The following is a 19,648-nucleotide window of genomic DNA, read 5'->3' on the forward strand; positions in this document are numbered from 1 at the left end:
CACTGCGCGACGGCCCAACTAGAGATCGAGAGGCGGCGGCGCCCTCCCCCTCGGTTCCGGGCGCGGACCGCCGGGCCCCTTCGCAACCGCGGGCCCCTGTGCCTTCGTGTACCTCCAGAGTGGCGCGTTCCACGAAAAATTGAACTTGCGTTTCACAGAGTGAGACGCGAATATCGTTGCATGGACAACAGTAGCGGCGTCGGCGTTCTGGACAAGGCGGCCCTCGTCCTGAGCGCTCTGGAGTCCGGCCCGGCCACCCTCGCGGGTCTGGTCACGGCCACCGGACTGGCACGACCCACGGCTCACCGCCTGGCCGTGGCCCTGGAACACCACCGCATGGTGGCACGCGACATGCAGGGCCGTTTCATCCTGGGCCCGCGCCTGGCCGAACTCGCGGCGGCGGCCGGTGAGGACCGACTGCTGGCCACGGCCGGCCCGGTCCTGACCCACCTGCGCGACATCACGGGCGAGAGCGCCCAGCTCTACCGGCGCCAGGGCGACATGCGTATCTGCGTCGCGGCGGCGGAGCGCCTCTCGGGCCTGCGGGACACGGTCCCGGTCGGCTCGACGCTCACCATGAAGGCGGGCTCCTCCGCGCAGATCCTGATGGCCTGGGAGGAGCCGGAGCGCCTGCACCGCGGCCTCCAGGGCGCCCGCTTCACGGCCACGGCCCTGTCGGGCGTACGCCGCCGGGGCTGGGCCCAGTCGATCGGTGAGCGCGAGCCCGGGGTGGCCTCGGTCTCCGCGCCGGTACGCGGCCCGTCCAACCGCGTGGTGGCCGCCGTCTCGGTCTCGGGCCCCATCGAGCGCCTCACCCGCCACCCCGGCCGGATGCACGCCCAGGCCGTGATCGACGCCGCCTCCCGCCTCTCAGAGGCCCTCCGCCGCACGGGCTGACCAGCAGAAAAGGAAGAGGGGGCCCCAACGCCGCGACCCCCTTCATTCCACAGCACGCTCAAAGGCTCTTGCTTTCAGGGGCGCTGGGGGTACCCCCTCTGGGGGAGGAACTGCGCGAGAAGCGACCACAACCCGCACCCGCCACCCCCAGCCAAGCTGCCCCACCCCTCAGGCGCACACCCCGGCGACACCCCACCGCACACGAAAAATGGCCCCCCGCCCGACCTCCCGGTCAGGCGAAGAGCCATCGTCGTCGTACCCCCGACCGGATTCGAACCGGCGCTACCGCCTTGAGAGGGCGGCGTGCTAGGCCGCTACACAACGGGGGCGAGGATCTTGCGTTTCCGCAGATCCGAGCTGGTCTACCTGGACTCGAACCAAGACTAACTGAACCAGAATCAGTCGTGCTGCCAATTACACCATAGACCAATGTGGTTTAGACCAGTTTGTACCCCCGACCGGATTCGAACCGGCGCTACCGCCTTGAGAGGGCGGCGTGCTAGGCCGCTACACAACGGGGGCCCTAGCGATCCTGCATCGACATCAGTGGGTGCGACCCGACTGTCGTCGCGGGAAGGATCTGTACCCCCGACCGGATTCGAACCGGCGCTACTGCCGTGAGAGGGCAGCGTGCTAGGCCGCTACACAACGGGGGCTTTGCGGATGAGATCCGCGGTGCAGATAAAGCTCTGCGAGCTGGCCTACCTGGACTCGAACCAAGACTAACTGAACCAGAATCAGTCGTGCTGCCAATTACACCATAGGCCACTGGAACGCAAGCCCTTGCGGGGATCTTGTTCTAGTCTGCGACGCTGGGTTTGGCCTCTCGGCCCGCTCCCCGGCGGCGCAGGAAGAACATTACCCGAAGGTGGACGGGGCTCCAAAACGGGTATCCGCGCCGAGGAGCGCGGGGAGTTCGGCGAGGGAGACGATCCGGTGGCCGCCCTCGGGGACGGCGGCGGTGTCCGTCCCGGTGCGGTCGATCCACACCGACAGCAACCCGGCGGTCACCGCGCCGCGGCCGTCGATCTCCGGGTGGTCGCCGACGTAGGCGATCTCGTGCGGGGCGAGGGCGAGGGCCTCGCAGGCGGCGCGGAAGGCGGCCGGCTCCGGTTTGCTCACGCCGAGTTCGGCGGCGCAGAGCACCGACTCGAAGCGGTCCCGCACGCCGAGGATCCGCAGCTTGCGGTCCTGCACGAGGAGGCTGGAGTTGGAGAGCACTGCGTGCCGGTGGCTGGCGGCGAGGGCGTCGAGGACCGGGAGGACGTCCGGGAAGAGCGTCCAGGCGGCCTCGTAGTGGGTGACGTACCGCTCGTACCAGGTCTCGGCCTCGGGGTCGGTGAGGTCCTGGCCGAGGAAGGCGCGGACCCGGTCGCGGCGCTGTTCCTCGAAGGTGACCTCGCCGGCGGCGAAGCGCTGCCACTGGCTGTCGGTGATCGCGCGCCAGCGGACGAGCGCGGCCTCGGCGCCGCCGTGGGCGTCGAGGAGGCCCTCGGCGGCGAGATGGCTGCCCATGCCTGACCGGTCGGCGGTGGTGTAGTCGAAGAGGGTGTCGTCGACGTCCCAGACCACGGCTCGGATGCTCATGAGCCGACGGTAGCGCCTGGGGGACGGACCGGGGGCGGCAACCCGGATGCCGGGCGCCGCCCCGGGGCGGGTTACGCGGCGAGCCGGGCCAGGGCCGCGTCGATCCGGGCGAGGGTGGTGTCCTTGCCGAGGACCTCCAGGGACTCGAAGAGCGGCAGGCCCACCGTGCGTCCGGTGACGGCGACCCGGACCGGGGCCTGGGCCTTGCCGAGCTTGAGGCCATGGGCCTCACCGGCGGCGAGGACGGCGTCCTTGAGGGAGTCCGGGGAGTTCCAGTCGGCGGCTTCGAGTTTCTCGCGGGCCGTGCGCAGCAGGGCGTCCGAGCCCTCCTTCATGGCCTTGGCCCAGCTCGCCTCGTCGAGGACCGGCTCGGGGAGGAAGAGGAAGTCGACGTTGTCGGTGATCTCGGAGAGGACCTTGAGGCGGGTCTGCGCGTGCGGGGCGATGGCCTGCCACTTGGTCTCGTCGAAGTCCTCGGGGGCCCAGGGGGCGAAGGGGGCGCGCAGCCAGGGGGCGCAGCGCTCGGTGAAGTCCTTCACCTCCAGGAGGCGGATGTGGTCGGCGTTGATCGCCTCGCACTTCTTGAGGTCGAAGCGGGCCGGGTTGGGGTTGACGTCCTTGATGTCGAAGGCGGCGACCAGCTCGGCGAGGGTGAAGATGTCCTGGTCGGCGGAGAGCGACCAGCCCAGCAGGGAGAGGTAGTTGAGCAGGCCCTCGGGGAGGAAGCCGCGCTCGCGGTAGAGGTTGAGGGAGGACTGCGGGTCGCGCTTGGAGAGCTTCTTGTTGCCCTCGCCCATGACGTAGGGGAGGTGGCCGAAGGCGGGGATGTCCTTGGCGATGCCGAGTTCGATCAGCGCCTTGTAGAGGGCGATCTGGCGGGGGGTGGAGGAGAGCAGGTCCTCGCCGCGCAGGACGTGGGTGATCTCCATCAGGGCGTCGTCGACCGGGTTGACCAGGGTGTAGAGCGGGGCTCCGTTGGCGCGGACGATGCCGTAGTCCGGGACGTTCTCCGGGGTGAAGGTGAGGTCGCCGCGGACCAGGTCGGTGAAGGTGATCGTCTCGTCGGGCATCCGGAAGCGGACGATGGGGGTGCGGCCCTGGGCGCGGTACTCGGCCACCCGGTCGTCGGTGAGGTCGCGGCAGTGGCCGTCGTAGCCGGAGGGCTTTCCGGCGGCGCGGGCGGCCTCGCGGCGGGAGTCCAGCTCCTCCTGGGAGCAGTAGCAGTGGTAGGCGTGCCCGGCGTCGAGGAGTTTCGCGGCCACGTCGGCGTAGAGGTCCATGCGCTGGGACTGGCGGTAGGGGGCGTGGGGGCCGCCGATCTCGGGGCCCTCGTCCCAGTCGAAGCCGAGCCAGCGCATCGCGTCGAGGAGCTGCTCGTAGGACTCCTCGGAGTCGCGGGCGGCGTCGGTGTCCTCGATGCGGAAGACCAGGGTGCCCTGGTGGTGCCGGGCGAACGCCCAGTTGAACAGGGCGGTGCGGACCAGGCCCACATGGGGGTTACCGGTGGGCGAGGGGCAGAAACGGACGCGTACGGGGGCGGGTGCGCTAGCCACGCTTGACAACCTTGTTGGTGAGAGTGCCGATGCCTTCGATGCTGACGGCGACCTCGTCGCCGACGGTGAGGGGGCCGACCCCCGCGGGGGTGCCGGTGAGGATGACGTCTCCGGGGAGCAGGGTCATCGCCTCGGTGATGTGGACGATCAGATCCGCGATGGAGTGGATCATCTCGCCGGTGCGGCCGAGCTGGCGCTGGGCTCCGTTGACCGTGAGCTGGAGGGTGAGGTCGGAGGCGGTGGCCAGGTCGAGGCCGGTCTCCACCCAGGGGCCGAGCGGGCAGGCGGTGTCGAAGCCCTTGGCCCGCGCCCACTGCTTCTCGCTGCGCTGGATGTCCCGGGCGGTGATGTCGTTGGCGCAGGTGTAGCCGAAGATCACGTCCTGGACGCGCTCGCGGGGCACCTCGCGGCAGAGCCGGCCGATGACGACGGCCAGCTCGGCCTCGTGGTGGACCTCGGTGGAGAAGGCGGGGTACTGGATGTCGTCCCCGGGGCCGATGACCGAAGTGGACGGCTTGAGGAAGGCGAACGGGGCGTCGGGCACCTCGTTGCCGAGTTCGCGGGCGTGCTCGGCGTAGTTGCGGCCGTAGGCGATGATCTTGCTGGGGAGCACCGGGGGCAGCAGCCGCACCTTGCTCAGCGGGACCTTCGTGCCGGACAGCTCGAAGTCCGTGAAGGGGATGCCCTTGATGATGTCGAGGACGAGTTGGTCGGGCTGCTCGCCCTCGACCGCGCCGAAGGCGACATTCCCGTCGATGGAGAACCTGGCGATGCGCACGGGATCCTCGCGCCCCTCACTGAACCGGCTGGAGTCTGACGCTCCAGGCTATCCCGGCGACGGAGGGGCGCTCCGCGCACGGGGCGGGCGGCGGCGGGAAAGGGCGGGAACGGCCCGGGAACGGGAGAGAGGGGCCGCCCCGCGTGCTTGCGGGGCGGCCCCTCTCACAAGGCTCTCGCACAAGGCCCCCTCATAGAGCCCTCGTACGGGTGGGCCCTCTTGTGGGGTCTTGATGGGGTACGGGTGCGGGCTACTCCGGGGCGGCGGCCGTGGTGGCCGGGATCTCCATGAGCACCGTGCGCCGCGGGTTGGCGGTCGACGCGGGGAGGTCGACCGAGTGCTCCAGCTCCGGGGTCTGCAACTCGTCGGCGTCCGCCAGATGTGCCAGGGTGGTGCGGCGCGGGTTGGCCGTCGTGTGGAACATCATCGTCTTCACGGGTGTCCGGGACCTTGTCGTGTTCGGGCGTTCCGGGCCGCCGGGGCGGTGCCGGGCACGCCGGGTTGTCAGAGTGTCACCTCTTGTAAACCGTCAGGCTAAACATCCGATTCCCCGCCGACCGGGCCGGGACCCCATGATCGGCGTGTGAGTTTGCTCACGACGTCAAGCCCAAAACCACCCATACCCATCGCGTATCGCACATCGGTGAATCGGACATTGGTCCATCGAAGCGATGATTCCGCTCCTGATCATGGCGACTGGGACACCTGGACCACTCCGGCAACTCGCTCCGGTATGCCCGATATATGGGATACGTTGACCCACGCCCGGTGATCCGTCCCTCACAAGCAGTCACAGATGTCACAGCCTGACCAACTGGCCTTGTTGGAGATGCGGCACTGTGCTGGAATTCCAGCGACCGCCGCAGGATCGAGCCGGCGCGCAGGGGGCGCGGAACGCGCGCCGAGTGGCGGCGAGACAAGGGGGAGCCAGCGCCGGTCACTCACGACCACTCGGGGACGTAATTCAGGACGTTTCCGACCACGCCGACACCGTCCGTCCGGTCACCCGGAAGGGCGCCTGGTCCAGAGGTTGCGACGCTAGTGCAGGGACGTTTCAAGAGGGATGGCAGCGCTTCGGCGGAGCCGGAGCCGCACGGCGGGACTGGCCCGATGGCCGTCAGCTCCTCGCCCCAGCACGCCCAGAACCCAGGCCGGCCGGCAGCCGCGGACGGCGGTGAGCGGTCCGGGCGCCCCGGCGCGACCCCGCCGCCGGCCGTGCCCTCCCCCCCGGTCAAGCCGCCGAAGGGGGCGACCGGGCCCGGTCCGCGAATAGCGCTGCGCAACTGGCGCATCTCCACCCGGCTGGTGGCCCTGCTGACCCTTCCCGTGGTCGCCGCCACCACCCTGGGCGCGCTCCGCATCGACCAGTCGATGGACGACATCCAGCAGCTCGACAACATGAAGCTGCTGACGGACATGACCAAGCAGGCCACCGAGCTGGCCACCGCCCTCCAGGAGGAGCGCGACAAGTCGGCCGGTCCGCTGGCCAACGGCTCGACCTCCAGCGCGATCACGGTCAAGGGCCTCCAGGACAAGACCGACCGGGCCGTCGAGAACTTCGTCAACGCCTCCGAGGAGATCGACGCCTCCGCCCGGGACGGCAACCTCCAGGGCGTCCGCGACACCCTGGTCGGCCTGGTCGGCGAACTGGGCACCCTGGCCCGGATCCGCAACACCGCGTACGAGGCCGAGGACAACGCGACCCAGACGGTGGACGCCTACCACCGGGTCATCAGCCATCTGCTGGACCTCTCCCAGGACATGGCGGAGGCGACCAGCAACCCGGAGATGATCGCCCGGACCCGTACCCTCGCCGCCTTCTCCTCGGCCAAGGAGTACGCCTCCATCCAGCGCGCGGTGATCGCGGCGGCCCTGCCCGCCAACAAGACCACCGCCGGTGACCTATCCGAGAACGACCGCCTCTACGCCGAGTCCGCGCTGGAGAGCGAGTCCTCGGAGCTGAGCAGTTTCCGCTCCATCTACGGCGACGAGTCCGCCGCCGAACTGCTCCAGCCCATCGAAGAGGGCAACGCGATCATCGAGGCGACGGACACCTACGCCTCCCGCGCGCTGAGCAGCCGCGACGGTCTGGCCGACCGGCCCAACCGCTCGTACCAGGACTGGGTGGACGACAGCTCCACCAAGATCCAGCAGATGCGCAACATCGAGCGGCGCCTGCTGGAGGACCTGGAGCAGACCGCCCGTACGCTGCGCAGCGACTCCGAGCGCGAGGCGTACATCTCCGGTGCGCTGATCCTGCTGGTCCTCGGTGTCTCGCTGGTCGGCGCGTTCGTCGTCGCCCGGTCCATGATCCGCTCGCTGCGCCGGCTCCAGGAGACCGCCACCAAGGTCGCCCAGGACCGGCTGCCCGAGCTGGTCAAGCAGCTCTCCGAGTCGGACCCGCAGGATGTCGACACCTCGGTCGAGTCGGTCGGTGTGCACTCCCGGGACGAGATCGGCCAGGTCGCCGCGGCCTTCGACGACGTCCACCGCGAGGCGGTCCGCCTCGCCGCCGAGCAGGCGCTGCTGCGGGGCAACGTCAACGCGATGTTCACCAACCTCTCGCGCCGCTCCCAGGGCCTCATCCAGCGCCAGCTCTCGCTGATCTCCGAACTGGAGTCGCGCGAGGCCGACCCGGACCAGCTCGCCTCGCTCTTCAAGCTGGACCACCTCGCCACCCGTATGCGCCGTAACGGTGAGAACCTCCTCGTCCTCGCGGGTGAGGAGCCGGGCCGCCGCTGGACGCGTCCGGTGCCGCTGGTCGACGTGCTCCGGGCCGCCGCGTCCGAGGTGGAGCAGTACGAGCGGATCGAGCTGGCGTCCGTGCCGACCACCGAGGTGGCCGGGCGGGTCGTCAACGACCTCGTGCACCTGCTCGCCGAGCTGCTGGAGAACGCCACCTCGTTCTCCTCCCCGCAGACCAAGGTCAAGGTCACCGGTCACGCGCTGCCCGACGGGCGGGTGCTGATCGAGATCCACGACACCGGTATCGGCCTCTCCCCCGAGGACCTCGCGGCGATCAACGAGCGGCTCGCCTCGCCGCCCACCGTGGATGTCTCGGTCTCCCGCCGCATGGGTCTGTTCGTGGTCGGCCGGCTGTCGCAGCGGCACGGCATCCGGATCCAGTTGCGCCCGTCCGACTCGGGCGGCACGACCGCGCTGGTCATGCTGCCCGTCGATGTGGCGCAGGGCGGCAAGAAGCCGCAGGGCAAGCCGGGTCAGCCCGGTCAGGCCGGGGTTCCCGCGGGCGGTCCGGCCGCCGCGCAGGCCGCCGCCGGAGTGGCCGCGGCCCGTCGCCAGAACGGCGGCGCGGTCGGTGCGGGCGCTGGTGCGCCCGGTGGGCTGCTCGGTGCCGGTCAGGGCCCGCGGGCCGCGCTGCCCGGCGACCCGGGCGGGCGTCCGGGCGGCCCCGGTGGACCGGGCGGGCCCGGCGGGCCCCGTGGTCCGCAGCAGGGCCGGCCGCAGCCCGCGGGTGCGGGGGCCGGCTTCGGCGGTCAGGCTCCGGGTGCCCCGCAGGGGCTCCAGGCGGCCGGGACGGGCACGGGCCAGGACCTGTTCGGCGGCGCGCGGGGTCCCGTACCGCCGCCGCGCGGTGGGGCGGGCGACGGGCAGGACCGGCCGGAGCGGACGGACCGGCAGGGTTCGCGCGGGCGTCAGCCGCAGTTGCCGCCGCGTGGCGGACCCCGGGCCGAGCTGCCCGGCGGGAACCCGCAGCCGCGCCCGAGCTGGAGCGACGAGAACGCGCAGCCGCCGCTCTCCCCGGCCTCCCTGGACGCCCCGCGCGGCCATGACGAGCCGGACAGCGCGCGTACCTCGCGGATCCCCCGGGTGGACGACCGCCAGGGTCCGGGCTCCACCACCGAGATCCCCCGGGTCGGCTCCGGCCCGTACCCGGGACCCACCGGCCCGTTCACCGCCCCCGGCGGCAACGGCCCCCAGGACACCGGGCAGTTCCCGCAGCCCGGCACGAACACCCCGCAGGACCCCGACCCGTTCGCCGCCCAGCAGGGTCAGGGCGACGGCCGTCAGGGCGGTGCCCCGTTCGTCCGCTCCGATGTCTTCGGCGGCCCCGGACAGGCACCGGTCCCGCAGGGCTACGACAGCGGCTCCACCGGGCAGACCCCGGTGCCGCAGGGTTATGACAGCGGCTCCACCGGGCAGTTCGCGGTGCCGCAGGGGTACGACAACGGCTCCACGGGCCAGTTCCCGGTGCCGCAGGGGTACGACAGCGGCTCCACCGGGCAGTTCCCGGTGCCGGGCCGGGCGGACACGGGACGGCAGGCGCCGCCCGCCGGGCACGACGGCCGGCCGAACGGACAGCAGGCCGGGCCGCCCGCCCCGCACCGGACCGGTCAGTTCGAGCGGCCCCAGATCCCGCAGCGGCCGGTGCGCGAGCCGGAGGCGCTGCCCCCGGCCACCGGTCCGGGCGACGGGCGGACCCCGCTGTTCGACACGCTGGAGACGGACTGGTTCCGCGGCCAGCAGGAGCAGCAGCGCACGGCGGGGCACGGCGGTGACGCCCCGGTCGTGCCGCCCGCTCCCCAGCAGCCGCCCGCCGCCGCCCCGCAGCGTCCCGTGACCGCTCCGGGCGGTCCCGGTGGTCCCGGCGGTTCATGGCGCAGCTCGCCCAACGACGAGCTGGTCCGCCGGGCCGAGCGGGTACGGCAGCCCGCCGCCGGCGGAGTGACGACGTCCGGCCTTCCGCGCCGGGTGCCCCGGGCCAACCTGGTCCCGGGCACGGCTCAGCAGCAGCCGCAGCAGAGCGGTCCGCAGGTCTCGCGCGCCCCACAGGACGTGCGCGGCCGGCTGACCAACCTCCGTCGGGGCATCGCGCAGGGCCGTCAGGCCGGTGGTACCGGTCAGACGGGCAGCTTCACGAGCCCCACTCACCAGCAGGAGCGTTAGTTGAGCCCGATGAGCCAGGCGGCACAGAACCTGAACTGGTTGATCACCAACTTCGTGGACAACACCCCCGGGGTGTCCCACACCGTCGTCGTGTCCGCCGACGGTCTCCTCCTGGCGATGTCGGAGGGCTTTCCGCGGGACCGGGCCGACCAACTGGCGGCGGTCGCGTCGGGTCTCACCTCGCTGACGGCCGGTGCGTCCCGGATCTTCGAGGGCGGCAATGTGGCGCAGACCGTGGTGGAGATGGAGCGAGGGTTTCTCTTCCTCATGTCCATCTCGGACGGTTCGTCCCTCGCCGTGCTCGCGCACCCGGAGTGCGACATCGGTCTCGTCGGCTACGAGATGACTCTCCTGGTCGACCGCGCGGGGGCGGTGCTCACGCCCGATCTGCGCGCCGAACTCCAAGGAAGTCTGCTTCACTGACCGGCTCTGGATCCACCCGTCTCACCCCATCGACATCCGGCCGCCACACTCCCCCCACCGGCCACGTCAGATAGCACGACTGACCCACATGCTGTCCCGCCCGGAGGATTCATGACCCCGCCCACCGCTCCTCACGATCCGTACACAGAGGCGTACGGGGACGAGGGTGACGAGCCGCTGGTACGCCCGTATGCCATGACCGGTGGCCGGACCCGGCCGCGCTATCAGCTCGCCATAGAGGCGCTGATCAGCACCACGGCCGACCCGGCGGCGCTCATGGGGCTCCTTCCGGAGCACCAGCGCATCTGCCATCTGTGCCGTGAGGTGAAGTCGGTCGCCGAGGTCTCGGCGCTGCTGACCATGCCGCTGGGCGTCGCCCGGATCCTTGTCGCCGACCTGGCCGAGGCCGGTCTGGTCGCCATCCACCAGCCGGGCGGCGACGAGACCACCGGTGCGCCCGATGTGACACTGCTCGAAAGGGTGCTCAGTGGACTTCGCAAGCTCTAGCGCGGGGCCGGCGGCACCGGGCCGCTCCACCACCTCCGCGAAGATCGTGGTGGCGGGCGGCTTCGGCGTGGGCAAGACCACGTTCGTCGGCGCCGTCTCGGAGATCAACCCGCTGCGCACCGAGGCCGTCATGACGTCCGCGAGCGCCGGCATCGACGACCTCACCCACACCGGGGACAAGACGACCACCACGGTCGCCATGGACTTCGGCCGCATCACCCTCGACCAGGACCTCATCCTCTACCTGTTCGGCACCCCCGGACAGGACCGGTTCTGGTTCATGTGGGACGACCTCGTACGGGGCGCGATCGGCGCGGTCGTGCTGGTCGACACCCGGCGCCTCGCGGACTGCTTCCCCGCCGTCGACTACTTCGAGAACAGCGGACTGCCCTTCGTGGTGGCGCTCAACGGGTTCGACGGACAGCAGCCCTACTCCCCCGACGAGGTGCGCGAGGCGTTGCAGATCGGGCCGGACACCCCGATCATCACCACCGACGCCCGGCACCGCGCGGATGCGAAGTCCGCGCTGATCACGCTGGTGGAGCACGCGCTGATGGCGCGGCTGAGGTAGCGCTCAAGTCCGTCAGCGCGTACGGCAGTTGTCGTAGTACCTTCGGAGCCGGCTGTGGCCTTTGACACGGTCGGCTCCGCTGTTCATAACGTTTCGGCAGAGGAATCGGGTGGTACCGCAACGCGTCGCGTTCATGTGGTGCCGCTATGCGTACGACTGCCCCGTCTTTTGACGGGGCTCGCTCTTTATGACCGTTTTATCTAGTACTTACATCACCTGGAATCCGGGGTTCCCCATGTTTGGAGTAGTCCCGGATGACGTGCTGGAATGCCTGAACTGCCCAGGGGTCGGCGACGTACTTTCCGTCGACGGCGTCGCTGCCACCGGGCTCTGAGACATTGCGGCACGACGAAGGTGCCGACCGCCGAGAGGTTGTTGGTCGAGTGAGGCGAAGCAACAGAGGTCCCGAGCCGCCCGCCCGGGGCAACTTCACCCCGCCGGCGCGCGGAGCGGCACCCGCCCCTGTGCCCGGCCCGGACAGGTCGGCGCCTCCCGCCCGCAGCGGCGGCCGGCTCTCGCCCCGCAACTGGCGGGTGCCCACCCGGCTGAACGCGATCCTCCTCATACCCGTGGCCGTCGGGCTGGTCATGGGCGGCTTCCAGGTGAAGAGCTCGACCGACACCTGGCGCGAGGCCGAGAACGCCCACAAGGTGGCCCTCCTGGTCCGCGCCGCCGACGACTACGGCACCGCCCTCCTCAACGAGCGCGACCTGTCCGCCGCCGATCTGCTGACCGGCAAGGGCGAGACGGACGCCGTCCGCAAACTCCGCGAGGACACCGACGCCGCCAAGCAGCGGTTCGACGACGCCGCGCAGAGTCTGCCGGACACCGCGCGCCTCGACCGCCGGATGGAGCTGTTCCGCTCCAACGAGACCAAGCTGGCCGGGCTGCGCGAGCGCGCCTACACCCCCGCCATGGACCCGGTGGCCACCGAGGAGGGCTATGTCGCGGTCCAGCACTCACTGACCGAGTTCGCCAATGAGCTGGGCCTCGGCACCGGCAATGTCACCAGCTACGGCCGGACCGTCTACGCCGTCTCGCTCGCGAAGGCCGCCGCCTCGCTGGAGCGCGCGATCGGTGTGCATCTGCTGCTGCGCCCCGCCGACGAGGCGGCCGTCGCCGCCCAGCAGCGGGTCTCCCTCGCCTCGTACCGCTATCTCGAAGGCATCGCCGTCAACGAGTTCGTCTCCGGCGCCGAGACCGCCGATGTCGAGCGGCTCAACGCGGTCATGGCCGAGAAGCGCCAGGAGGTCGGCGACCGGGGCGAGGCCGTCGACGCCGGGACCTCGACCCAGGGCGGCGCCTACTCGGCCATGCCGCTCGCGGACACCATGGTCCAGGGCATCGCGGGCTGGCTGGACGCGGACGCGCTGGAGCGGCGCGGGGTCACCCCCACCACCTGGATGGGGGTCGCCACCGCCAAGTTCGAGGGCTACGACCAGATCGAGAAGGAGATGGTCGACAAGGCGGTCGACGAGGCCGCGACCCTCGCCGACAACGCCCAGCGGGACGCCTTCCTCACGGGCGCCATCGTTGTCGTCGCCCTGCTCGCCGCGTTCATCCTGGCCGGCATGGTGGCCCGCCAGATGAGCCGCTCGATGCGCCGGCTCCGCAACGCCGCGTTCGGCATCGCCGAGCAGCGGCTGCCGATGCTGGTCGACCAGCTCTCGCGCACCGACCCCGGCCGGGTGGACACCCGGGTGGCGCCGATCCCGATCACCTCGACCGACGAGATAGGCGAGGTCGCCCGCGCGTTCGACCAGGTGCACCGTGAGGCGGTGCGGCTCGCCGCCGAGCAGGCGCTGCTGCGGGGCAACATCAACGCGATCTTCACCAATCTCTCGCGCCGCAACCAGTCCCTCATCGAGGGCCAGCTCACCCTGATCACCGACCTGGAGAACAACGAGGCCGACCCCGACCAACTGGAGAACCTCTTCCGGCTGGACCACCTCGCCACCCGGATGCGCCGCAACGGCGAGAACCTCCTGGTCCTCGCGGGCGAGGAGCCCGGCCGCCGCTGGGAACAGCCGGTGCCGCTGGTCGATGTGCTGCGGGCCGCCTCCTCCGAGGTGGAGCAGTACGAGCGCATCGAACTCCAGGGCGTGCCCGAGGCCGAGATCCACGGCCGGGCCGTCACCGACCTGGTCCATCTGCTGGCCGAGTTGCTGGAGAACGCCACCACGTTCTCCTCCCCGCAGACCAAGGTGCGGGTCACCGCGACCCGGCTGCCCGACGGCCGGGTGATGATCGAGATCCATGACAAGGGCATCGGCCTGACCGCCGAGGACTTCGCGGACATCAACCACAAGCTGGCCAACCCGCCCACCGTGGACGCCGCGATCTCGCAGCGCATGGGCCTGTTCGTGGTCGGCCGACTGTCCGACCGGCACGGCATCCGGGTCCAGTTGCGCCCCTCCGGCGAGCAGGCCGGCACCACCTCGCTGGTCATGCTCCCGGACGCCATCACCCACGGCGGTGGCGGCGGGAGCCCGCTGGAGCGCGAGGAGTTCACGGTCTCCCAGATCATCCCGGAGCAGGACTTCAGCGGCGGCGAGAGCTTCGTCCAGCCGCCCCGTCCGCCGCAGCCCCAGCTCACCGCGGCCGACCTGGGCTTCGACGACAGCCGCTACGGCACCGAGGTCCCCGACGACGCGCGGGACCTGGACCCGGTCGGCCGCTCCCTGGGGCGCGAGGAGCGCCGGGCGGCCCTGGAGGCCCAGACCCAGCCGGAGCCCGGTACGGACCTCCCGGCCAGCAGCCCGACCTTCGACGGGTTCGGCACCGCCCAGCAGCCGCCGTCCTACCACGGCAGCACCGGCCCGACCGGCTACGACGCCGCCCCGGCCCAGCCCGGCTACGCCGAGCCGGACGCCTTCGGCCGCCCGCCGCAGCCCGGGTACGAGGAGCAGCCCCAGCAGCCCCAGCAGCCCCAGCAGTCGGCGTACGACGAGCGGTACTTCGCGGCGCCCGGCACCGAGGTGCCGCAGCAGGACGGCTACCCCGGCCAGGACGGCTACCCGGCCCCGGACGGCTACCCGGTTCAGGGCGACTATCCGACGCAGGACGGCTATCCGCAGGCCCCCTATGCGGAGCAGCCGCAGGGCCGGTCGGGGACCGCCGGGCAGAATGGTTACCCCGGGCCCGAAGAGCGGTCCTACCAGGACGACTGGCCCCAGCCGAACGGCTATCAGAACGGTTATCCGGACCAGTACGCTCCGGAAGCGGAATCCCCGCGGGCCGCTGACGCGAGTGAGCGGGAGCGCGTAGGCTTCGAGCGTCCGGGACCAACCCCCGCCGCTGGCCATGAGCTGACCGACGCCGGGCTTCCGCGCCGCGGCTCGACGGCGAGCGGCGCAGGCGCGGGCGCGGGCCGTCCCATGAACCGGGAACCGGTGGCTCCCGGGACGAACGGAACCGCGAACGGCACGACGAACGGCGTCGCGAACGGCACGGCCCAGGACAATGACGACTGGCGGTCGGCGAACGACGAGCGCTGGCAGCAGGCCGCGCAGCTCCGCAAGCCCAAGGCGGGCGGGGTCACCTCCTCCGGCCTGCCGCGGCGGGTGCCCAAGGCCAATCTGGTCGAGGGCGCCGCGGAGACGACTCCGCAGGGCGGCCCACAGGTCTCCCGCGCCCCCGAGGACGTCCGGGGCAGGCTGAGCAACCTGCGCCGGGGTGTCCAGCGGGGACGCAGCGCAGGAAGTGACAAGAACAACGGCCAGGCCACCAGCAGCCAAACCGGTGGTCCTGACAGCACCTACAACCAGGAGCGTTAGTGTGAGCCCGATGAGCCAGGCGGCACAGAACCTGAACTGGTTGATCACCAACTTCGTGGACAACACCCCCGGGGTGTCGCACACGGTGGTGGTCTCCGCCGACGGACTCCTTCTGGCGATGTCCGAAGGCTTTCCCCGCGACCGCGCCGACCAGCTCGCGGCCGTCGCCTCCGGTCTGACCTCGCTGACCGCCGGTGCCTCGCGCATCTTCGAGGGCGGCAGCGTCAATCAGACGGTCGTGGAGATGGAACGCGGCTTTCTCTTCATCATGTCCATCTCCGACGGGTCGTCGCTGGCGGTGCTGGCCCACCCGGAGGCGGACATCGGTCTCATCGGGTACGAGATGGCGCTTCTGGTCGACCGTGCGGGCACGGTGCTGACGCCGGATCTCCGGGCGGAGCTCCAGGGGAGCCTTCTCAACTAACAGACAACGGTGCGTTTTCGGGTCCCATGGCCGTAAGGTTTCGGAACGCGGCTCCACAGCGATGGGTGCCCGACACAGGCACAGTCGGAGGAGGAGAAAGTGGCAACACCCCAAGGCGGTTCCTCGGGCAACTGGTCGTACGGCCCCGGTCAGGGGCACGGCGACGGGTCCGCGAACCCGTACAACTTCCCCTCCGCGCCCAGCCACCGTCAGCCGTACGCCCCGCAGGGCCCCGGTCCCTCGCACTACGACCGGCCGGGGGCACCCCGCGTCCAGCCGGTGCAGCCGCAGCGCCGTGCCCCGGAACCGGCACCCGCCGGGGCGATGAACAACCCCCTGGTGCGCCCGTACGCCATGACGGGCGGGCGCACCAGGCCGCGGTACCAGCTCGCCATCGAGGCGCTGGTGCACACCACCGCGGCTCCGCACCAGTTGCACGGGCAGTTGCCCGAGCACCAGCGGATCTGCAACCTGTGCCGGGAGATCAAGTCGGTGGCCGAGGTCTCGGCGCTGCTCTCGATCCCCCTCGGCGTGGCCAGGATCCTCGTCGCCGACTTGGCGGAGGCGGGACTGGTCGCCATCCATCAGCCCGGCGGCGACGAGAGCGCCGGCGGCCAGCCAGACGTGACACTGCTCGAAAGGGTGCTCAGTGGACTTCGCAAGCTCTAGCGGAGGGCCTTCCCGCTCCACCACCTCCGCGAAGATCGTGGTGGCGGGCGGCTTCGGCGTGGGCAAGACCACGTTCGTCGGCGCCGTCTCGGAGATCAACCCGCTGCGCACCGAGGCCGTCATGACGTCCGCGAGCGCCGGCATCGACGACCTCACCCACACCGGGGACAAGACGACCACCACGGTCGCCATGGACTTCGGCCGCATCACCCTCGACCAGGACCTCATCCTCTACCTGTTCGGCACCCCCGGACAGGACCGGTTCTGGTTCATGTGGGACGACCTCGTACGGGGCGCGATCGGCGCGGTCGTGCTGGTCGACACCCGGCGCCTCGCGGACTGCTTCCCCGCCGTCGACTACTTCGAGAACAGCGGACTGCCCTTCGTGATCGCGTTGAACGGGTTCGACGGGAATCAGCCGTACTCGCCGGACGAGGTGCGCGAGGCGTTGCAGATCGGGCCGGACACCCCGATCATCACGACGGATGCGCGGCATCGGGCGGATGCGAAGTCCACGCTGATCACGCTGGTGGAGCATGCGCTGATGGCGCGGTTGAGGTAGGGGTGACTCGGCTGCCGGGGGGCGGGGTTGCTGTGGGGAGCCGGGTGCGGGTGGTTCGTGGTTTCTCGCGCGGTTCCCCGCCTCCCTGAGAGCGAAAAGCGGACATGCGAAGGGCCCTTCTCCTGGGTGGAGAAGGGCCCTTCCGGGTGCTCAGCGCCAACTGTGGGGGGCTCGGAAGCCCGGCTCGCGTTCCAGGCGGCGCCAGGGGGCGCGGCGGGTGGCCGCGGGGGCGGGCTCGGGGGCGTGGGCGCTCGCGCGGGCCAGCAGGATCGCCGTGAGGGCGGCGACCTCCTCGGGCTCGGCATGGCCCTTCTCGACGCGGATGTCAGGGGTGTTCATGGCTGTCAGTCTCCGTGGAAGAGAGGTCCGCGGGGTTGCCGCGGCGGGTCCGCCGGGTTACTGGGGGGGATTGCCGTGCTTGCGGGACGGCAGGTCGGCGTGCTTGGTGTGCAGCATCGCCAGGGCCTTGGCCAGCACCTCGCGGGTCTCGGCGGGGTCGATGACGTCGTCGACCAGACCGCGCTCGGCCGCGTAGTACGGGTGCATGAGTTCGGACTTGTACTCCTTGACCATGCGGGCCCGCATGGCCTCGGGGTCCTCGGCGTCGGCGATCTGCCGGCGGAAGATGACATTGGCGGCACCGTCGGCGCCCATCACGGCGATCTCGTTGGTCGGCCAGGCGTAGGTGAGGTCGGCACCGATGGACTGGCTGTCCATCACGATGTAGGCCCCGCCGTACGCCTTACGGAGGATCAGGGAGAGCCTCGGCACGGTGGCGTTGCAGTAGGCGTAGAGCAGCTTCGCTCCATGGCGGATGATTCCGCCGTGCTCCTGGTCGACGCCCGGCAGGAATCCGGGGACATCCAGGAAGGTCACGATCGGGACATTGAAAGCGTCACACATCTGCACAAAGCGCGCAGCTTTTTCGGATGCCTCGATGTCCAGGACCCCGGCGAGCACCTGGGGTTGGTTGGCGACGATGCCGACGACCTGGCCGTCGATCCGGGCCAGCGCGCAGATGATGTTCCGCGCCCAGCGCTCATGGACCTCCAGGAACTCGCCGTCGTCGACGATCTCCTCGATCACCTTGGCCATGTCGTACGGGCGGTTGCCGTCGGCCGGGACGAGGTCCAGCAGGGTGTCGCCGCGGCGGTCGACGGGGTCGGTGGCGTCGACGCGGGGCGGGTTCTCGCGGTTGTTCTGCGGGAGGAGGGAGAGGAGGTAGCGCACCTCGGCGATGCAGGTCTCCTCGTCGTCGTAGGCGAAGTGGCAGACGCCCGAGGTCTCGGCGTGCACATCGGCGCCGCCGAGGCCGTTCTGGGTGATCTCCTCGCCGGTGACCGCCTTGACGACGTCCGGGCCGGTGATGAACATCTGCGAGGTCTCGCGGACCATGAAGACGAAGTCGGTGAGCGCCGGGCTGTAGGCCGCGCCGCCCGCGCACGGGCCGAGCATCACCGAGATCTGCGGGATGACACCGGACGCCTTGGTGTTGCGCTGGAAGATGCCGCCGTATCCGGCGAGGGCGGAGACGCCCTCCTGGATGCGGGCGCCCGCACCGTCGTTCAGCGACACGAGCGGAGCGCCGGCCGCGATGGCCATGTCCATGATCTTGTGGATCTTGGTGGCGTGGGCCTCGCCCAGGGCGCCGCCGAAGATCCGGAAGTCATGCGCGTACACGAAGACCGTCCGGCCCTCGACCGTGCCCCAGCCGGTGATGACACCGTCGGTGAAGGGCTTCTTGGCCTCCAGGCCGAAGCCCTGCGCGCGGTGCCGGCGGAGCTGCTCGACCTCCTGGAAGGACCCCGGGTCCACGAGCAGCTCGATGCGCTCCCGCGCCGTCAGCTTGCCCTTGGCGTGCTGCGCCGCGGTGGCCTTCTCGCTCGGCCCGGCGACGGCCTGTGCCCGGATCTCGTGCAGCTCGGCGACGCGCCCGCGCGCGTCCGTCGGCTCACCGGTGGGCTCACCCGTCGTCTCTTCCAAAACGGTCATGTAGCGACCTTACGAAGTCCGCCGAGGAAAGCGAGACGTCGACTCCGTACAGTCTCCGGCCCGTTTTCCTGGTACCACTGAACAGAACCTCACCGCCATGCAGGCATTCCGACTGCTCAGACGGCGTGGCCGTTGTGGGGGTCGTACAAAGCCGTCACCCGTTCGCCGCGTCACATTCTCGTCGGCGGCATGCCGTCGCCGGAGTGATGTGCCGGGTGTCCGGGGCGTTTGTGCGGCACGCTTCCGGTGGACAAGAAGACATGCACGGGCAACCGGAAGGCAAGCACGCGCAACATGTCCGGCGTGATGTTGAAACTTGAACCGAATGGGTCTATGGTCAGCATCACAGCAGTGATTGAAGATTCAACCGAACGGCTGTTCGGCCGTTCACACCCCAGGGAGCATGCCATGACCGATCTCTCCACGCTGACCGGTGAGTACACCCTCGACCCGGCCCACACCACCATCGGCTTCACCGCCCGGCACGCCATGGTGACCAACGTCAAAGGCAAGTTCCTCGACTTCACCGGCACGCTGCACCTGGACGGCTCGGACCCGGCCAAGTCCACGGCGGTCATCGACGTGAAGATGGAGAGCGTGGACACGGGCAACGCCGACCGCGACGGGCATCTGAAGAGCTCGGACTTCTTCAAGATCGACGAGTTCCCGACGATGAGCTTCCGCTCCACCCAGGCCGAGGCCCTCGGTGACGAGGACTACCGCATCACCGGCGATCTGTCGGTGCTCGGGGTCACCAAGCCGATCACCATCGACCTGGAGTTCAACGGCGCCGCCAAGGACCCGTTCGGCAACGAGCGCGTCGGCTTCGAGGGCAAGACCGAGATCAAGCGCTCCGAGTGGGGTCTGACCTGGAACGCCGCGCTGGAGACCGGCGGCTTCCTGGTCTCCGACAAGATCAAGCTGATCTTCGACATCTCGGCGATCAAGAACGCCTGACCCTCACCTCCGCGGGCCGCCCTCCGGGGCGGCCTTCGCGCGTCACG

At 70.5% G+C, this 19,648-nt stretch carries 17 protein-coding genes and 5 tRNA genes; 10 read left to right on the forward strand and 12 right to left on the reverse strand.

Annotated elements, in window-relative coordinates; translation table 11 throughout:
* The first annotated feature begins 180 nt into the window (after positions 1 to 180).
* Entirely contained in the window at positions 181 to 897 is a 717-nt protein-coding gene (gene ndgR / locus AB0O01_RS23840) for an IclR family transcriptional regulator NdgR (RefSeq protein WP_365316245.1), read from the forward strand.
* 256 nt (positions 898 to 1,153) lie between these two features.
* Here the strand turns inward: ndgR and AB0O01_RS23845 are convergent.
* From AB0O01_RS23845 to AB0O01_RS23885, 9 genes are all read right to left on the reverse strand, one after another.
* Positions 1,154 to 1,226: transfer RNA gene (locus AB0O01_RS23845), tRNA-Glu, on the reverse strand.
* A gap of 28 nt (positions 1,227 to 1,254) precedes the next feature.
* Positions 1,255 to 1,326, reverse strand: a tRNA-Gln gene (locus tag AB0O01_RS23850).
* A gap of 20 nt (positions 1,327 to 1,346) precedes the next feature.
* Positions 1,347 to 1,419: transfer RNA gene (locus AB0O01_RS23855), tRNA-Glu, on the reverse strand.
* A 61-nt stretch (positions 1,420 to 1,480) separates the two neighbouring features.
* A tRNA-Glu gene (locus tag AB0O01_RS23860) sits at positions 1,481 to 1,553 on the reverse strand.
* 40 nt (positions 1,554 to 1,593) lie between these two features.
* A tRNA-Gln gene (locus AB0O01_RS23865) sits at positions 1,594 to 1,665 on the reverse strand.
* A 90-nt stretch (positions 1,666 to 1,755) separates the two neighbouring features.
* Positions 1,756 to 2,484, reverse strand: coding sequence for an HAD family hydrolase (locus AB0O01_RS23870; RefSeq protein ID WP_365316246.1), 729 nt, complete (start codon positions 2,482 to 2,484; stop codon positions 1,756 to 1,758).
* A gap of 71 nt (positions 2,485 to 2,555) precedes the next feature.
* Positions 2,556 to 4,037, reverse strand: a complete 1,482-nt coding sequence (gene gltX / locus AB0O01_RS23875) for a glutamate--tRNA ligase (RefSeq protein WP_365316247.1) — start codon at positions 4,035 to 4,037, stop codon at positions 2,556 to 2,558.
* Positions 4,030 to 4,815: a fumarylacetoacetate hydrolase family protein gene (locus AB0O01_RS23880; protein ID WP_365316248.1), complete on the reverse strand. Its 786-nt coding sequence runs from the start codon at positions 4,813 to 4,815 to the stop codon at positions 4,030 to 4,032. Before AB0O01_RS23880 ends, gltX begins: the two co-directional genes overlap by 8 nt.
* A 250-nt stretch (positions 4,816 to 5,065) precedes the next feature.
* Positions 5,066 to 5,251 (reverse strand): hypothetical protein, encoded by a 186-nt coding sequence (locus AB0O01_RS23885; protein ID WP_365316468.1) that lies wholly within the window; start codon positions 5,249 to 5,251, stop codon positions 5,066 to 5,068.
* A 605-nt stretch (positions 5,252 to 5,856) separates the two neighbouring features.
* On the opposite strand from AB0O01_RS23885, the gene AB0O01_RS23890 reads away from it, so the two are divergent.
* The 8 genes from AB0O01_RS23890 to AB0O01_RS23925 all read left to right on the forward strand — a co-directional run bounded on the left by AB0O01_RS23890 (position 5,857) and on the right by AB0O01_RS23925 (position 16,652).
* A complete protein-coding gene (locus AB0O01_RS23890; RefSeq protein ID WP_365316250.1) occupies positions 5,857 to 9,720 on the forward strand; it encodes a nitrate- and nitrite sensing domain-containing protein in 3,864 nt (1,287 codons plus the stop codon).
* Between the two features lie 9 nt (positions 9,721 to 9,729).
* Positions 9,730 to 10,143: a roadblock/LC7 domain-containing protein gene (locus AB0O01_RS23895; protein ID WP_355744125.1), complete on the forward strand. Its 414-nt coding sequence runs from the start codon at positions 9,730 to 9,732 to the stop codon at positions 10,141 to 10,143.
* A gap of 111 nt (positions 10,144 to 10,254) precedes the next feature.
* Entirely contained in the window at positions 10,255 to 10,650 is a 396-nt protein-coding gene (locus tag AB0O01_RS23900; protein WP_362758586.1) for a DUF742 domain-containing protein, read from the forward strand.
* On the forward strand, positions 10,631 to 11,221 hold the full coding sequence (locus tag AB0O01_RS23905) for an ATP/GTP-binding protein (protein ID WP_365316252.1): 591 nt from the start codon (positions 10,631 to 10,633) through the stop codon (positions 11,219 to 11,221). The genes AB0O01_RS23900 and AB0O01_RS23905 overlap by 20 nt, the downstream gene beginning before the upstream one ends.
* Before the next feature lie 383 nt (positions 11,222 to 11,604).
* Positions 11,605 to 14,997, forward strand: a complete 3,393-nt coding sequence (locus tag AB0O01_RS23910) for a nitrate- and nitrite sensing domain-containing protein (RefSeq protein WP_365316254.1) — start codon at positions 11,605 to 11,607, stop codon at positions 14,995 to 14,997.
* A 10-nt stretch (positions 14,998 to 15,007) separates the two neighbouring features.
* Complete coding sequence (locus tag AB0O01_RS23915; protein ID WP_004983065.1) at positions 15,008 to 15,421, forward strand: roadblock/LC7 domain-containing protein; 414 nt, start codon at positions 15,008 to 15,010, stop codon at positions 15,419 to 15,421.
* 99 nt (positions 15,422 to 15,520) lie between these two features.
* Positions 15,521 to 16,090 (forward strand): DUF742 domain-containing protein, encoded by a 570-nt coding sequence (locus AB0O01_RS23920; protein WP_365316256.1) that lies wholly within the window; start codon positions 15,521 to 15,523, stop codon positions 16,088 to 16,090.
* On the forward strand, positions 16,071 to 16,652 hold the full coding sequence (locus AB0O01_RS23925) for an ATP/GTP-binding protein (protein WP_003997631.1): 582 nt from the start codon (positions 16,071 to 16,073) through the stop codon (positions 16,650 to 16,652). The genes AB0O01_RS23920 and AB0O01_RS23925 overlap by 20 nt, the downstream gene beginning before the upstream one ends.
* A 150-nt stretch (positions 16,653 to 16,802) precedes the next feature.
* Here the strand turns inward: AB0O01_RS23925 and AB0O01_RS23930 are convergent, their stop codons facing one another.
* The 3 genes from AB0O01_RS23930 to AB0O01_RS23940 all read right to left on the reverse strand — a co-directional run bounded on the left by AB0O01_RS23930 (position 16,803) and on the right by AB0O01_RS23940 (position 18,991).
* On the reverse strand, positions 16,803 to 16,991 hold the full coding sequence (locus tag AB0O01_RS23930) for an acyl-CoA carboxylase subunit epsilon (RefSeq protein ID WP_365316258.1): 189 nt from the start codon (positions 16,989 to 16,991) through the stop codon (positions 16,803 to 16,805).
* Positions 16,992 to 17,048: 57 nt separating this feature from the next.
* Positions 17,049 to 18,644, reverse strand: coding sequence for an acyl-CoA carboxylase subunit beta (locus tag AB0O01_RS23935; RefSeq protein WP_365316260.1), 1,596 nt, complete (start codon positions 18,642 to 18,644; stop codon positions 17,049 to 17,051).
* A 170-nt stretch (positions 18,645 to 18,814) separates the two neighbouring features.
* Positions 18,815 to 18,991, reverse strand: a complete 177-nt coding sequence (locus tag AB0O01_RS23940; RefSeq protein ID WP_365316262.1) for a hypothetical protein — start codon at positions 18,989 to 18,991, stop codon at positions 18,815 to 18,817.
* Positions 18,992 to 19,052: 61 nt separating this feature from the next.
* Between AB0O01_RS23940 and AB0O01_RS23945 the strand changes: the two genes are divergently transcribed.
* Entirely contained in the window at positions 19,053 to 19,601 is a 549-nt protein-coding gene (locus AB0O01_RS23945; RefSeq protein ID WP_365316264.1) for a YceI family protein, read from the forward strand.
* Positions 19,602 to 19,648: the final 47 nt, after the last annotated feature.

Source organism: Streptomyces sp. NPDC093252 (assembly GCF_040683675.1).
Classification (GTDB): Bacteria; Actinomycetota; Actinomycetes; order Streptomycetales; family Streptomycetaceae; genus Streptomyces.